Source organism: Planctomycetia bacterium (genome assembly GCA_034440135.1).
GTDB lineage: Bacteria > Planctomycetota > Planctomycetia > Pirellulales > JALHLM01 > JALHLM01.
The window spans coordinates 86,749-101,816 of sequence record JAWXBP010000246.1 but is presented as its reverse complement, the minus strand read 5'-3'; the positions used below and the strand labels follow the sequence as shown (position 1 = coordinate 101,816).

Genomic DNA, 15,068 nt, shown 5'->3' with positions numbered 1-15,068 from the left:
ATGCCTTGCCGCGAATCGGATCGGCGACGACGTTCACGGCACCGGGCACCTTGCACACGGCTTTCGCGACACGTTGCGAGGCGTCGACGACGTCGTCGAGACGGTGCCCCAACACGCGAATCCCGACCGTAGTGTTCACGCCGGTGGTCAACATGTCGACCCGATTTTGAATCGGCGTCGTCCAGACGTTCGTCCAGCCTGGCATTTGCAAGGCGCGGTTTAACTCGCCGCCAAAGCCAATAAGTTCGTGGCGGTGAAGGGGGCGGAGCACGATAGTGCCGGCCCAGGCGGCCGTTTCATCGCGCAGCAACGCATCAAACATCGGATGCGGGTCGATCGTGGCCAAGGGGCCAAGTTTGCCGCCATGATGGCCGGCTGCGCGGGGCGGCGGAGTCGTTCGGATTCGCTGGCGCTCTTGTAACGCCGCGATCGTGTCGCGGTCGAGAATTCGCAGTCGCGCGAGCAGCTCTTCGGCCGCGATTTGAATAAAGGTGGCAGGGCCACGTTCCGCGAGTGCGTCATCGAGCGTTTGCGTGGCTTGGCGCCAGTGCGAGGATTGAAACCTCGCCAATTCGGCCATCAAGAAACTATCTGGCGAAGCAGAAGTCTTTCCCATCGCGCTACTGAGGACCTGGAGCGGCCGCCTCCAGCGGGAGAATTCGAGGCCGAGCAAATCTGCTTCTTGTGCGGTGAGTCCTCGTTCGTGAAACAGCTGCGCCATCCTCTTCCACAGTAGATGCACGTCTTCCTCAGTAAGCGACTGGCCGAGGCGCCGGCGCAAACGATCGGGAATGCCATTCAGTACGAGTGCGCGGTCCTCTTCTGTCACCGGGCGAAGCAACACCGCCTCGCGGTCGGCTTGCTCAGAGAACAAGTCGAGCGCATGCGACACGGTGTCGACGGCCAGCTGCGCAATAAACTCTTGTTGGCGTTGATAGCAGTATTCCCGCATGAGGGCATCGTAGCGCGGCAAGCCAGCTACCGCCGCCTCATCGGCCAGTTGATCGTGCGACTGGGCTTCAATGTCGACGCCTGCCATTTCGCGCTCCGTTAGTGCGCGCAACAATGATAGGGCGATGCGCGACGCATCCGACGGCGCAATATGGCGGGCGGGCCAGGTGGCAACTGGCCGGAAATCAACCATCGTTTCGATCATATCGAGCGGCGCCGGATCGGCGGCGGATTCCGCGCGACCGGCTTTGCCAACGACCATCCTGACTTCGGGAAAACGGCATAGCACCATGTCCCGCGCCTTCATGTCGTCTGTGGACTGACTGATCGATGCCCGGGGAATCGTGATCGGCATATCCATGACCATGCCTTCGTCTAAGGGAGGCATGTCAATCCAGCCGAGCGGCGCCATCAAATGTTTGCAGGTCAAGGCGAGCACGACCAAAAACATCGAGGCCAAGATCGCGTTGCGGCCGCGATTTGCGGCGAGCGCGACGAACACTAGCAAGCAAGCCATGATAGCGACTGTGACAACCTGACTGCCCAAGGGCGCAAAGCCAACAATCAATGTGGCGCCAAGCAACACGACGAGCGCGAGCGGGCGATCTAGCAGGTATTCCAGCACAGGGCGATAGACGTCGACCACGCTTCGCACCACCCAACTGGCGCGTTCACCGCGCAGTCGTCCACGGACAAATATCGTGCAGAGGGCGGGAACGAGCGTGATCGCCAACACGCCGACGGCGATCAACGCAAACGATTTGGTATAGGCTAACGGCCGAAACATCTTGCCTTCCAGGCCGCCGAGCGCAAAGACGGGCAGGAAGGAGAGGAGCATGATCAGTATCGCAAAGAACATCGGCCGTCCGACGGTGCGACAGGCAGGCAATACGATGTGCCGCACGTCGCCGGTGACCGGGCGATCGCCGAATTCGGCGTGCAAGCGATGCATGACGTTTTCCGCCATCACGATCGACGAATCGACCAGCACGCCAATCGAGACCACAAGCCCTGCGAGCGACATAATATTGGTTTGAATGTCGGCAATGCCGAACCGACGCAGCGTCCACATCGCCACGAATGAGGCCAATGTGGCCAGCGGCAAGGTAATGGCGATCACGAACGACGTTCGAAAGTGCAGCAAGATAATGAGGACGCACACGGCCGCGGAGAGGATCGCTTCGATAAGCGTCCCCGTGACGGCGCCGACGGCTCCTTCTATCAGCGACGTGCGATCGTAAACCGGAACAATCGCCACGCCTTCCGGGAGCCCTGCGGAGAGCTCGATGAGTTTTTCATGGACTCGGCGAGTCACTTCGAGCGGGTTCTCTCCAGCGCGGATCATCACCACGCCGCCGACCACTTCATTGCCGTCCATTTCGAGCGAGCCGCGCCGTGCTCGTGGGGCGATGGAGGCGGTGGCCACGTCTTCGACAAAGCAGACGAATCCGCCATGCACGTCGATCGGGATGCGTTCGATGTCGCGGATCGCTTGCGCTGCATCGAACGCTTCGCCCCGCGCACCCAAACGACCGAGCCCGCGGACCAGATACTCGGCATTGGTTTGATGGATGACGTTGCCGCCGACCGTGGAGTCAGCCGCTTCGATGGCGCGCAACAGGTCCGGTAACGGGACGCCGTTCGCCGCCAGCTTCCGCGGATCGACCTCGACCACGTATTCTGGCGACATGCCGCCCACGTTCGCCACTTCGGCAACTCCCGGCACAGCGCCGAGTTGCGGACGAATCGTCCATTCCTGGAGCGTGCGTAGTTGGCCGAGGTCGACGCCCGCGCCGTCGAGGACATACCAAAAAATCTGTCCAGTGCTCGCCGCATCCGGTCCCAAACGCGGCGTAACGCCCGGCGGCAAGTGGAGCCGCGCTTCGGCGAGCTGCGACGAGACCTGCTCGCGCGCGGTTTGTCGATCGACGTGCTCCGCGAAGATCACGTTGATCATCGAGAAGCCGGGATCGCTCGATGCGCGCACGACGTCGACGCCGCGCAGGCCTTGCAGCGCCGTGGTGAGCGGGAACGTGACCTGATCGTCAATCTCCAACGGACTATGGCCAGACCATTCTGCGAAGACGACGACCTGACTTTCCGAGAGATCCGGAATAGCGTCGATAGGCGTTTGATAGACCGCCACGATTCCCCAAACCGCCAGCGCCAGGCCGGCCATGATGACCAACCAGCGATGACGAATCGAAAGTTCGATGATGCGGTCGATCATGGGACGAAGGCCATGTGTCGGCGAGACATTATTCCGACTTGGCGGGCTGCTCCGACGATTCGAGTTGATCGATGCATCCGGCACAGCAAACGAAGACTTGTCGGCCGCTGCTGGTAACCTTGATGGGCGCGCCCATCGAGCCGAGCGGCAGACCGGTGACCGGACACGTGCCTTGGCGCTCCGCCGCGGCGCGATCTTGCGGACTCAATTGTTTCAGTGCGGCGGCAATGCGCTGCGATTGAGCTTCGTCCGACTTGTTGTCGGTGGCCGTCGGCACCTTGGCCGTGACGCCTACATTGGGTCCGGCGCCGAAGTAACTGTTCGCGAGCGCCGGGTTCAATCGTGTTTCGGCGTCCAGTAGAAATGCGCCCGCTGCGACGACGCGATCGCCCGACGCAAGGCCGCTCAGCACAGGAAACTGGCCGTCGCTGCTGGGACCTAGCTCGACGCGTACGCGATCGTACATGCCGGGCATGCGCTCAACGTACACGACCCGTTCACGACCAAAATCGACGACGGCGCTTTCGGGTATGGCCAACACAGTTCCGGCCGGCGCGTAACTCTTCACGCGCGGCACGAGTCGCATGCCGTTGCATTCAGCGCATAGATGACCTGGTTCGTCGGCGGTGACACGCGGATGCATCGGGCACCACCAGCCGAGGCGTTCGTTGTCGTGGAGCGTGCGCTCAAGCAACGCTTGCTGATCGAGCGGGCATTTCCCTGGCGCTTCGTGCAGCGTATCCCCATGATTCGGACAGTAGTACACGGAACGCATTTCTCCGTCGCGCATGGCTGGCGGCGATATCGACAGTGCGCGAAATGGCTCGAATGCGGCGGCGGGAACGCGCAGGGTAACGGCGACATATTGTCCGGAGCTCAAAGTACCATCCGGATCGCTAAGTTCTACTCGGACGCGCGGAGCAGCATGGCCGTCGGTTTGAACGAGTTTCAGTTTCGAGACGCTGGCGCTGGCGTCTGACAAACCATCGACATGCAACGAGAGCTGCCCGGCGTCGGCATGGACGGCGAGCGGGATATCGGCACGCGCGATGGCAGCCTCGAAGTCCCATGTCCCTGGCGAGTCCGCCCCAATTGGTGAAATCACACCGCCGACGGCCAGTTCGCGATTAAGCGGGCGATATTCCACCGGCATCGTCAGTACGCCGGCGAGTTGGACGCGCTCGGGCGTGAGCTGCATCCGCGCGGTCACGCCGCTAGGCAGTATGGCCGCGTCTCCTTTCTTTCGCCGGACGAGCGACATTTGACAGATGGGACACTTTTCCGGCCAGTCGGATAACACGCCGGGGTCCATCGGACAAAAATACTCGGTGTCGCTGGAGACGACGGCCTCCGTCTCGGCGACATTTCGCAACTTTCGCAGGAACCAATCAAACCGCGATTGCAGACTGCTCCATCCGCCAAACACGAGCAGCAGCGCTGCCAGCAAGATGATGAATCGAAAGCGCACTTCGAGGACGCGCAATAGCCAAGTGACTCGACCAAACCGGCCTGGCCTGGGCGCTACGTCCGCGGCCGCATCCGGGACGCTCATGGGCCTTGTCCGGCAGCTTCCGGCTCCTCGATAACTTCGAGTGTCGCGGATTTCTCACTCTCGGCCGGCATGGCGTGATCCCAATGCGCCAGCATGTCATAGTCTTCCTGACGAAATACCCAGAGGGGGTCGATGCCAACGACCAGATACCGGCACTTCAACTCTTCCGGCGGATTGGCGAGCGTGAGTTTTACCGCGAACGCTCGAGCGTTGGTCGCTGGCGTCTCGCCAAGAATGTCGAAGCGCGCCAGCTCGCGGCCCGGCGCGCGAAAGTTGTCGACGAGTTCGACGCCGATGCTAGATTCCGCGTTGCGAATGGGGTCTACCTTGGCTTGTCCTTTGCTCCAAGCGTTGAGAGACGCTTCCACGGCGTTGCGCGCCAAGTCGGTGTTGGGCACGAAGTCCGCCGCGCCGCGCGGCTGGCATCCGGGAACCATCGCGCCAAGGCACGCCATGATCGCGACGAGCGAACTGCGCTTCGCGGCGATCGGGACGTGGCGGCTCATTGCAATTGCACTGGCTCCTTGCCGTTCCGCGTTCCCAAGCCGCGCCATGCCACGAGGTCAATCGTATCGTTCACGAAATGTGCGGAGCCATCGGCCATCAACACGTTGACGCCACCGGGATGGCGGCTCGACGGCGGCACCTGCATGGCCATATTGGTCATCGAGCCGGGGAAGCCCGTCCCGCCGCAGGTGTTCTTGTTCGGCGTGGTCACGTGGTTGTAAAGCGTGCAGCAGTTCTCTCCCATCACCCAACTCCAGCCCCATTTGCTGGTCAGCGGCGTGGCGGTGGTGACGTCCATATTAGTGCAAGTGCTGTACGTCGCATCGAGCGTGGATTGGTGGGACATGACGAACATATCGCTGCGCGGGTCAGGCACTCCTTGCCCGCGAAGCTTTTCGCTGAGCAGAGCGGTGTTGCTGGCGCCGTCCTTTAGGTCTCCCATGCGCACATGGCTGAGATAGAAGAGGACGCCTGTCTGCACTTCGCCCGGCGAGACGTCGCTCGAAGCTCCCGGCTTGTGACCGCGATCACAAAGCCAGCCGCCTTGGTTTCCGGCATAGTTGTTTTGCCCAGGCCAATCGCCAGCGATTGCGAGATCGGAAGGACACAGAAATGTGGGAATCTGCGTACGGCAAATCTCCGCATTCTCACGATTAGGATTCTGAAAGGCCGGCATGAACGCAACGGCGCCACCCATACCAGGCGTTTCGGGTGGCATCTTGAAATTGATCGCACGTTGTACCGCCGTCTGCTCCAATTGCGGCAAGATCAATGCATGCATCGACCAGCGGGCGTATACCGGAGCGCCGGGGTAACTTGCTCCCTTGCCGAACGGAAAGAGATTGAAGGCCGAGTGGTAGCTGTGAAGCGCTAACCCAATCTGTTTGGTGTTGTTCGTGCATTGCGCACGGCGCGCCGCTTCCCGGGCGATCTGCAGCGCCGGCAACAGCAACGCGATCAAGATGCCGATGATCGCAATCACGACCAACAATTCGACGAGCGTGAACCCACGACGATGTCGAAACATAGAAGTCCCCACAGACGGTGTGTACGCCGAGAAAGTGTAGCTTGAGAAGTGCGAGCGGACCGGGCGAGTGGAACCACTGGGCCAACGAAAAACCCTTCGCGCAGGGCCAACCGGCCAGCGCGAAGGGCGATCATGACCCCCCGTTGGTTTCTGGCTCTCAGTTTATCACCTCTGAACGCCGGGTCAACAAATCGACGTGCGAGTCAGCTATCCATGGCAACTGGAGGCATTCAAATGCTACCACGGACGTATCCATTGCCTTCACGTCAGTTCATGCAGCCCGGTGCCCAGATCTGTGACTTCCTCTAGCAATACGACGACTTTCCGCTGACGATGAAGGCATCCAGATGCCGCGGCCAGCTTGGAAGAAGGTCTCGAAGAAGCGCTCACGGTCGTGCGGCTGAACGAACCATGGCCACGATGCCCGCCTTGATCGCTTCGGGCAGCCGTGGCCAAGCCTCGACGACGGTGGCCAAATTGTGGTCAATTGTGGACTGACGGGCTTCGAGTGCGCCGGATTCTGCGCCACTTTCGACCCTAATCCCTGTTTTTTGCGAGGAATCAGGACTGTGTTCGACTCCCGCTGGGGGTATTGAACAAGATTGCAGTACATCGCAAGATGTCGCAAACCCCGGCAAAACCGAGGTTTTTTGTTGGGTAGCCGTGGCAACGTGCGATTCCTCACCGCTACCTGCGCGTGTTTGCTGCGCCGGATTCTGCGCCGCTTTTTTTTGCGCCGCTTTTAGCCAGCGGTGACGGGCAGGTAGCGACCTCCCCAGCGTCTGCGAAATGAGCATCGGTCACTTGCAGGTAACGTTTGCTGGCGATCGGGGCACTGTGCCAAGCCACGCTCGACAACTCCGCCGCCTACAACTCCGCCGCCTACAACAACGCCTGGCGAGAACGCCTCAAGGCGGACAGGCGCGTCGTCGTTTTCGCGGCCACCCAAGCCGAGCGCGCCGGCGATTCGCCCAGCCTGCGCCCATCGTTTCACGACTTATGGCGCGGAAGAACTCTATACCGTCGAGTCTAGTTCGCCGCTAAGAGTAGACGTCTACTCGAAATCTACGACGACTCACCCTCGGTTGCGCGTCGGGCTAGTGTGGAAGATTTCGCAGGCCCTTAAACGCGCTAATCGTAGGCGCCGTTGAGGACCGGATTGGTGCTTTTTTCCGCGCCTGTGGTGGTGCGTTGCCCGTGACCGGGGTAGACGACGGTCTCGTCCGGCAGCGTGAACAGCCTCGTGCGGATGCCGTGAAAGAGCTGCTCCCGGTTGCCGTCGGGAAAATCCCAGCGACCGGTGCTGCCGGCAAACAAAACGTCGCCGCCGAAGACGAACGGCGGCGACGCGCCGCGGGCGATGAAGACGATGTGGCCGATGGAATGGCCGGGAATCTCCGCGACCTTGAACTCGAAGCCCGCGGCGCTGACGATGTCGCCTTCGTCCAGCAGGCGATCGGCGGGCGGACTGGTGATCGGCATGCCGAAGCCAAGCGACAGATTCAGTGCGGCGCTCGCCAGTTTCGGCGCGTCGCCGCGGCCGATCACCAACGGGCATTCGGGCCACAGGCGTTTCATTTCGGCGTTTCCGGCGATGTGATCGGCGTGGCCGTGCGTGTTGAGAATCATCGCTGGCGTGAGTTGTTCCCGTTCGACGTAGGCCACGATCTGTTCCGGCTCCAGGCCAGGGTCGACGATCAGGCAATCGTCGCGCCCCTCGAAGCGGGCGACGAAGGTGTTTTCCGCAAAGGGAGCGGAGACGATCCGGCGTACGTGGTAGGTCGAGCTCATGAAGCGGTCGGCAAGGGTGGGCTGCCACGGCGACGGCGCGGCGAACTATAATTCGTAAGTGACGTCCGATCAGTAATCGTAGCGTGAAGGACTCTCCGGAGGGACTGCCTTGAGCCAGCACGGACCCGAAGTACGCATCGACCGGCGACTATGGGCGCTAGGCGGTTTCTTAGCCATCGCGCTCGGCGGGATTATCGCCGCAGTGCTGTACGCGGTCACGATCGATCGGCCCTGGGCAGAAACGGCCGCGAAAAACGCCAACTCCGGCAAGCCGCCACTGCGCGTGCCGCGCATCTCGACGCGCGAAGCGGGCCGCGCCTTCCGTGAAGGGGCCGAACGTCCCAGCTACGAAGAAACCGAGCCGTTCGAGGACGTGTTCGCGGTTATCGCGGCTGCCATCGACCAACAGGACGTCGAGTTGTTTGTCGGCCTCGTGAACCAAGAGGCGCTGATCGAACAGATCAATCGCCAGGACCCGGGCAGGCCGCTGGAACTCGATGATGCGCGGCGCATTGCCGCGGGAATGGTCCAGCACTTCGTCCACAATGCGGAAGGAGCCGGGGGCGAGGATTTCGAGATTTGCCGCATCCGCCTGACCGAAACGGACGGCGTCCAAAACGCTACGGTGTATACGCGCCGCTACGTATTCAATCGGGAGGCGACCGCGCGCCAGGTGTGGTCGCTGCGCTATGGCGACTACGACTGGGAAGTCTACGACCTGGCCGACGTCGGCACGGGATTGCGCGCGTCGACCGTGGCCGCGGAGTGTGCGCGCGACGGCATTCCGGCGCCGACCGTGGAGGCGTTGATGAACTACCTGCCGAAGATGATCGCCGAAGAGTATGGCGAGGCCTGGTCGAAGATCGAACCGCTGCAGTCGATACCATTGCCACCATCATTGGCGGCATATCGCGCGTATCTCGCCGTCGACGCCAGGCAACGGCTTCGCTACCAGTTCACGCCAGAGGAAATTGACGCGGCCTATCGGAAGGTGGAAGAACTTGCGCCGCGAATGCCAGCGCTCATTGGACGCAAAGCGTGGCGAGCGCTGATGAACGAACGATTCGACGAGACGTTGGAGCACGTCGATCGCTACACGCGCACGCTGGGGATCGATCCTGGCATTCTGATGGTGAAGGCGCTGGCGCTCGCCGGATTGAAGCGCAACGACGAGGCCGTGGCGGTGCATCGCCAGGCATTGGCGCTCGTACCTTACGACGTAGAACACATCGGCCAGCTTGCGCGGCTGCTGCCGAAGGAACAAAGCGGCGAGATCGTCGCCGAGTTCCGTAAGATTCGCGAGGCCCATGACTGGTTCGCCAGCCTGGGCGAGGAACTATTGAGCGTCGAAGAATACGACGACCTTGACGCGGTGATCGGCGCGATGCGGGAAATGGAACCGACGAATCCCACGATCAACTACTATCAGGGCAAAGTGCTGCAGCACCGCGCAGAGTTTGAAGTCGCGGCCGAGACCTACGCGGCGTCGTTCAAGCTCGTGGAGGATGAGGAGCAGTTGCAGTACTACGTGAGCGGCTTCATCACCTGCATGTTGGCGGACCTCCGCGCGGAGGACGCCTACGGTCGCGCGCCGCTGTCGCGCTACGCATTCGAGCAGATCGCGGACCGCTTGCTGCATCCGCAGAACTACGTGTATGCGTATCCAGAAGATTCCGAGTTCACGAAGGTAGCCGGCGAGGCGCCGGAACAGCGCGCGAAACGGCACGAATTGTATCGCACGGTGGCTGGCCGACATTTGCCGATCGAGCCGGATGATCCGTGGCTGACGTACTACGACGGCCAGTTGTGCGTCAAGGAAGAACGGTACGAAGACGCTGAGCGCATCTTTGCTGGCGTCGCGGGCAAGGAAATGGAAGAAGGCGTGCGCGAGTCGCTTCGCCTGGCGCGGTTAAACGCATTGCATCGCGCTGGCCGGGACAAGTTTGCCTACGAAAACGTCGCTCCGACCGATGAGACGTTCGAGCAATTGGCCCTAGACTGCGAGTTAGAATCGAAATGGGACGCACTGATCGAACTCGTCGAGCTGCGCCGCCGGGATGCGCCGACCGAACCGATGTTGGCGTACTACGAAGGCGTAGCGGCCAGCGGCCAGGGTCGCACGGACGCCGCGATCGGTTTGCTGCAAGAGTTCGTCAAGATCGCCGAGCTGCCGGCTGATGCAGCCGACGGCGAATCAAGCGACGCCAGCTATCACGCCTTCGGCGCCCGGACCGAACTGATTCGTTGCCTGGTGAAAGTCCAACGTTGGGACGAGGCGCTCACTGAGACTTCGCGATTCGAACAAAAAGAGAGCGCCGCCATTTTCGGCCTACTGGTCCATCTAGCTCGCGGCGATCTGGCTACCGCTGAAGCGTCGATGCAACGTCTCGCGGAATTGAAAGTCCAACTCTCCTTCCTCTATGAGGACGAAGACATCGGCCCGCTGCTGCGCAGCGATGCGGCTAAACCGCTGCGAGAAAAATACCCCGAGCCGAAGCCCGAACCGTCGGCGCATGATTGACGGCGCATATTGCGAAGTCGCGACTATTTCGGCAGCAGCGCCAACAACTCCTGATGCGGGCGCGGGATCACGTCGGCCATAATCAATTTGCCGCCGAGGCGTTCCACGGTTTGCTTGCCGGCGGCGATCGCCGCTTGCACCGCCGCGACGTCGCCGCGGACGACGATCGTCACGTAGGCCGCGCCGATTTTCTCTTTGCCCACCAACGTGACCGAAGCGCTTTTCAGCATCTCGTCCGTGGCGTGCAGGGCGGCCACCAGGCCTTGCGTTTCCAATAGTCCGATGGCGTCGGGCGTCGTCATGTGTTCCTCACGAGGAATGCGGGCGTCGTAGATTTCCAACAGCGGACTGTAAACCGGTTTGGCGTGAGCGAGGCGGACGACCTCAGCCGTCGGTCCGGAAAGAATGGTCAGCAGCGAAGTCGCGCCCATCCGCTGGGCCAACGCCACGCCAGCCTCGCCGGCCGCCTGCACGGCGTCGACTTCCCCTTCCAGAATAATGCACTGGGCCGGACTGTCCGTGCTCTCGATCGCCACAATCCGCACGCCAGCCGCCTTCGCCGCATGGTCCGCGACCAACAGCGAGGGAGTGAGATTGCTGACTTCGAGCAGGGCGAGTGGCATGGGCAGGCGGGAGGGGAGAGGCTGTAGGCTGGAGGAAGCGGATACGCGATGCGCCAGTATGGCTAGCGTAGCTTACGAGGGCCAGTCGGGGGCGATGGGATTTGACCGTTCGGCGCGGGAAGCATAGCCTCATGGTCGGTGTCGGAACGCTTCGCTTCTAAATGGTTTCACATGTCCCCCGCTTATTTCCGCGTTTTCCTGACGTTTGCCCGCAATAGTCTCGTGCGGGATATGACGTACCGGTCGAACTTTCTGATCAACGCCTTGACCAGCGTGTGCTGGATGGCGATGAATCTGGGGTTCTACGTGCTCGTATTCTCCACCGTCGAAGTGGGGGGCATGAAGCTCGATTTGGGGGCCGGCGGTTGGGGGCGTTATCAGTTTTTCGTGTTCATCGCCACCTCGATGATCATCAACAGCCTGGTGCAAACGTTTTTCATGCCGAACGCCGAGGAGTTCAGCGAATTGATCCGCACGGGCGGGCTCGATTTCGCGCTGCTGAAACCGATCGATACGCAGTTCCTGATTTCGCTGCAACGCATTGAATGGGCGTCGCTCGCCAACTTCGTGTTCGGCCTGCTGTTGCTGGGCTACGCACTTTTGCGATTGGACTACACGCCTGGGCCCGTGTCGATCGTGCTCTACGCTTTGTACATCCTCTGCGGCGTGGCGATTCTCTACAGCCTGACCGTGGCGCTGGCGGCCACCAGTATTTGGCTGGGGCGCAATCAATCGCTGTACGATTTCTGGTTCTACCTGACGAACTTCTCGCGCTACCCGATGGAAATCTACGGCGGCAACGCGATGGGCGTCGGGCTGCAATGGTTGTTCACGTTCCTGATTCCCGTCTTGGTCGTCGTGAACATTCCGGCGCGGCTGTTCACTCGGCCATTGTCGGAGCAGTCCTGGCCACTGGCGCTATTCACCATCGTGGCGACCGCGCTCAGTTTTATCGGCTCCCGCTGGGTCTTTCGCCGCGCACTCTTGAGCTACCGCAGCGCGAGTAGCTGAAAACGCGAAGCGTTGAACTGCCACATCGGCCCTGGCGGGGAATTCGGGCTTGGGATATGTTGAGCGGCGCGCGTTGTAGTGGAGGCGGGTGGCAAATCTCATTGAGGAATCATGATGTCCGCACGCACAATGGAACCGCTCAGTTACGATCCGCGCGGCGCTTTTCTCGAAACCACTGGGATTGCGCCCGCCGACTTAGAGGCGCTGCGCCCGCGGCTGCTCAAGGCGCGCGACGAAGTGCTGAGTGATGCCGAATTGTGGGCGAAAGGCGCCGCGGTTCCCGAAGCGAAGCATCCGTTGGACGCCGGCTTCACGTTCTTGCCGGATCGTTTGCTCGCCGAGTATCGCGACCAGGGCGCCACCAGCGAAGTGGGCCGCATCATTGCCGCGGCGAACCGCATTGCCGAAGCCGTCGATCGCATCGTCGTCCTGGGCATCGGCGGCTCCTACATGGGCGCGCGGGCGCTGCTGGAATCGTGCTGCCACGCGTATCACAACGAATTGCCGCGCGCGGCTCGCGACGCCCGGCCGAGGATTTCGTTCGAAGGAAACAACGTCGATAACGACGCCTCGCAAGGATTGCTCGATCTCTTGGGTCGCGGCGCGGAAGCCAAGAGCGTCGACGATCGCTGGGGCATCCTCGTGATCAGCAAGTCCGGCGGCACGCTGGAAACCGCCGCCGCCTTCCGGCAGTTTCTCGCCGCGCTCCGGCAATCGACCGGACGGGACGCGAATCGCTTGGCGCAGTTGGTCGTCCCCGTGACCGGGCCGAGCGGGCGGCTGTTCGATCTGGCGAAAGCGCTCGGCTGTCCCGATGTGTTCAATATTCCCGACGGCGTCGGCGGGCGGTTTTCGATTTTCACCGCGGTCGGCCTGTTGCCGGCGGCGGTGCTGGGCTTGGACATCGTCAAGCTGCTGGAAGGCGCCGCGCTGGCGAACGCGCACTTTCAAACGCAGCCGCCGGGGCACAACGTGGCGCTCGATTACGTCGGCGTCTGCCATCTGATGGAAGAAAAACGCGGCGCCACGATTCGCTTGCTTTCCACTTGGGGCAAGGGACTCGAAGCCGCGGGGCTGTGGTACGACCAGCTCCTCTCCGAAAGTCTCGGCAAACAGGAAAAAGGCGCCACGCCGATCACCGTCGTCAACACGCGCGACCTGCACTCGCGCGGGCAGCAACATCAAGAAGGCAAGCGCGACAAGCTGGTCACGAATGTGATCGTCGATCGTTACAACCGCGATCGCCTGGCCATCGGGCGTTCCGACTTGGATCAAGACAAGCTCAACGAACTCGCCGACAAGACATTGCCGGACGTGATGGCGGCCGCGATCGCCGGCACCAACGAGGCCTATCGCGAAGACGGACGCCCCACCACCGACCTGCATCTGCCGCGGCTGGACGAAGCCACGATGGGCCAGTTTTTCCAGATGCTCATGCTCGCCACCGCCACCGAAGGCCGCCTGATCGGCATCAACCCTTATGGCCAGCCCGGCGTGGAAGGCTACAAGAAACACATGAATGCGTTCTTGCGAGGAAAGAAGTGAGTTGAGAATGTCGAATTTCGAAATCCGAATGACGAATGCTTAAATGTCGAATGAAAGAGCCGACTCAGCATTCCGTCACTCGACATTCAGTCATTCGGATTTGATTCGACATTCGGATTTCGTCATTCGACATTCAATCTCAGACCCTCGTTTCAACCCAAAACCTCGGTCCTCCCCATGTCTGCTCAACTCACCTGGCTTGGTCACGGATCTTGGTTGATTGAAACGGCGGGGCACAAGTTGCTGCTCGATCCGTTTCTCGACGATTCCCCCACCGCCCCGGTGCGCGCCGCGGATGTGTCGGCCGAGTTCATTCTCGTCTCGCACGGGCATTTCGATCACGTCGCCGATGTCAAGAAAATCGCCGAGCGGACCGGCGCGAAGTTGATTGCCAACTACGAAATCTGCGAGTGGTTCCAGCAGCAAGGCGTCAAGCACGTTGATCCGATGAACATCGGTGGCGCGACGAAGCAACCGTTCGGCCGCGTCAAACTCACGGTGGCCCATCACAGCTCGACGATGCCCGACGGCGCGGCGGGCGGCGATCCCGGCGGGTTCCTGCTAGAACTGCCCGGCGCGCGGATTTATTTCGCCTGCGATACGGCGCTCTTCAGCGACATGAAACTGATCGGCGCCGGCGGGCTCGACCTGGCGGTGCTGCCGATCGGCGACCGCTACACGATGGGCCCCGACGACGCGATTGTGGCCATCGATCTCCTCCAGCCGAAACGCGTCGCCCCGGCGCACTACAACACCTGGCCCCCCATCGCCCAAGACGTCCACGCCTGGGCCCACCGCGTACGGATCGAAACGCACGCCATCCCCATCGTGGTCGAACCCGGCGGCAAGTTCAGCTTGGATGGCTAAGCAGCGCTCCATTTTCACGAACCTGTGGGAGGCGTCTCCGACGCCGATGGTGAGGACGTCGTATTCACATTCAGCGACGATCCCAGCACGCGCTGATGAATACATCGCCGGGGTAGGTCATGTCACAAGATGAAAACCCCTACGCCTCACCGCGAACCTCTCTGAGGCCAGAGCCTACCGGCGAACGGTCGCGTTTTGCCAGTCTCTCTGGCGTTTTTTTGATTGCTGACTTGTGTCTTTCAATGTTGTCACTCTTGATATCAATTGTGACCACGATTGCGAGACCCATCAAACCAGATTGGTCGGATTGGATCGTCCGAGTTGCGATGCAGTACGCCTGCCCTTGCTTGGGACTGATCGCCATGTCCCTACTCATTCAGAGGCACAGGAGAGGTTTAACGGTTGCGTACATTGCCGGCGCAATGGGGATAGTAGTGGCTGCT

At 61.3% G+C, this 15,068-nt stretch carries 11 protein-coding genes; 4 read left to right on the top strand and 7 right to left on the bottom strand.

What is annotated here, in order from left to right; genetic code table 11:
* The 6 genes from SGJ19_14985 to SGJ19_14960 form a co-directional block, all read right to left on the bottom strand.
* The coding region (locus tag SGJ19_14985) for an efflux RND transporter permease subunit (protein ID MDZ4781553.1) at positions 1 to 3,181 on the bottom strand (3,181 nt) is incomplete at its 3' end.
* Positions 3,182 to 3,209: 28 nt separating this feature from the next.
* Complete coding sequence (locus SGJ19_14980) at positions 3,210 to 4,733, bottom strand: heavy metal-binding domain-containing protein (GenBank protein ID MDZ4781552.1); 1,524 nt, start codon at positions 4,731 to 4,733, stop codon at positions 3,210 to 3,212.
* Complete coding sequence (locus SGJ19_14975; GenBank protein ID MDZ4781551.1) at positions 4,730 to 5,239, bottom strand: hypothetical protein; 510 nt, start codon at positions 5,237 to 5,239, stop codon at positions 4,730 to 4,732. The genes SGJ19_14980 and SGJ19_14975 overlap by 4 nt, the downstream gene beginning before the upstream one ends.
* Complete coding sequence (locus SGJ19_14970) at positions 5,236 to 6,267, bottom strand: DUF1559 domain-containing protein (GenBank protein MDZ4781550.1); 1,032 nt, start codon at positions 6,265 to 6,267, stop codon at positions 5,236 to 5,238. Before SGJ19_14970 ends, SGJ19_14975 begins: the two co-directional genes overlap by 4 nt.
* Positions 6,268 to 6,653: 386 nt before the next feature.
* Complete coding sequence (locus SGJ19_14965) at positions 6,654 to 7,064, bottom strand: hypothetical protein (GenBank protein ID MDZ4781549.1); 411 nt, start codon at positions 7,062 to 7,064, stop codon at positions 6,654 to 6,656.
* A 334-nt stretch (positions 7,065 to 7,398) separates the two neighbouring features.
* Positions 7,399 to 8,058, bottom strand: a complete 660-nt coding sequence (locus SGJ19_14960) for an MBL fold metallo-hydrolase (GenBank protein ID MDZ4781548.1) — start codon at positions 8,056 to 8,058, stop codon at positions 7,399 to 7,401.
* A 109-nt stretch (positions 8,059 to 8,167) separates the two neighbouring features.
* Between SGJ19_14960 and SGJ19_14955 the strand changes: the two genes are divergently transcribed.
* Positions 8,168 to 10,579, top strand: coding sequence for a hypothetical protein (locus SGJ19_14955; protein ID MDZ4781547.1), 2,412 nt, complete (start codon positions 8,168 to 8,170; stop codon positions 10,577 to 10,579).
* 23 nt (positions 10,580 to 10,602) lie between these two features.
* Here SGJ19_14955 and SGJ19_14950 read toward each other — a convergent pair whose 3' ends face one another.
* Positions 10,603 to 11,202 carry a BMC domain-containing protein gene (locus SGJ19_14950; protein MDZ4781546.1) on the bottom strand — a complete coding sequence of 200 codons (600 nt, stop codon included), beginning with the start codon at positions 11,200 to 11,202 and terminating at the stop codon, positions 10,603 to 10,605.
* Positions 11,203 to 11,373: 171 nt separating this feature from the next.
* On the opposite strand from SGJ19_14950, the gene SGJ19_14945 reads away from it, so the two are divergent.
* The 3 genes from SGJ19_14945 (at position 11,374) to SGJ19_14935 (ending at position 14,625) form a co-directional block, all read left to right on the top strand.
* Positions 11,374 to 12,213: an ABC-2 family transporter protein gene (locus SGJ19_14945; protein MDZ4781545.1), complete on the top strand. Its 840-nt coding sequence runs from the start codon at positions 11,374 to 11,376 to the stop codon at positions 12,211 to 12,213.
* A gap of 114 nt (positions 12,214 to 12,327) precedes the next feature.
* Positions 12,328 to 13,758, top strand: coding sequence for a glucose-6-phosphate isomerase (locus SGJ19_14940; protein ID MDZ4781544.1), 1,431 nt, complete (start codon positions 12,328 to 12,330; stop codon positions 13,756 to 13,758).
* Between the two features lie 177 nt (positions 13,759 to 13,935).
* Positions 13,936 to 14,625 (top strand): metal-dependent hydrolase, encoded by a 690-nt coding sequence (locus SGJ19_14935; protein ID MDZ4781543.1) that lies wholly within the window; start codon positions 13,936 to 13,938, stop codon positions 14,623 to 14,625.
* Positions 14,626 to 15,068: the final 443 nt, after the last annotated feature.

Bases quoted from the DNA above. Each gene is read 5' to 3' on its own strand.
- SGJ19_14980 (MDZ4781552.1), bottom strand. From the start codon at position 4,733: ATGAGCGTCCCGGATGCGGCCGCGGACGTAGCGCCCAGGCCAGGCCGG.
- SGJ19_14975 (MDZ4781551.1), bottom strand. From the start codon at position 5,239: ATGAGCCGCCACGTCCCGATCGCCGCGAAGCGCAGTTCGCTCGTCGCG.
- SGJ19_14970 (MDZ4781550.1), bottom strand. From the start codon at position 6,267: ATGTTTCGACATCGTCGTGGGTTCACGCTCGTCGAATTGTTGGTCGTG.
- SGJ19_14965 (MDZ4781549.1), bottom strand. From the start codon at position 7,064: ATGCTCATTTCGCAGACGCTGGGGAGGTCGCTACCTGCCCGTCACCGC.
- SGJ19_14960 (MDZ4781548.1), bottom strand. From the start codon at position 8,058: ATGAGCTCGACCTACCACGTACGCCGGATCGTCTCCGCTCCCTTTGCG.
- SGJ19_14950 (MDZ4781546.1), bottom strand. From the start codon at position 11,202: ATGCCACTCGCCCTGCTCGAAGTCAGCAATCTCACTCCCTCGCTGTTG.
- SGJ19_14945 (MDZ4781545.1), top strand. From the start codon at position 11,374: ATGTCCCCCGCTTATTTCCGCGTTTTCCTGACGTTTGCCCGCAATAGT.
- SGJ19_14940 (MDZ4781544.1), top strand. From the start codon at position 12,328: ATGTCCGCACGCACAATGGAACCGCTCAGTTACGATCCGCGCGGCGCT.
- SGJ19_14935 (MDZ4781543.1), top strand. From the start codon at position 13,936: ATGTCTGCTCAACTCACCTGGCTTGGTCACGGATCTTGGTTGATTGAA.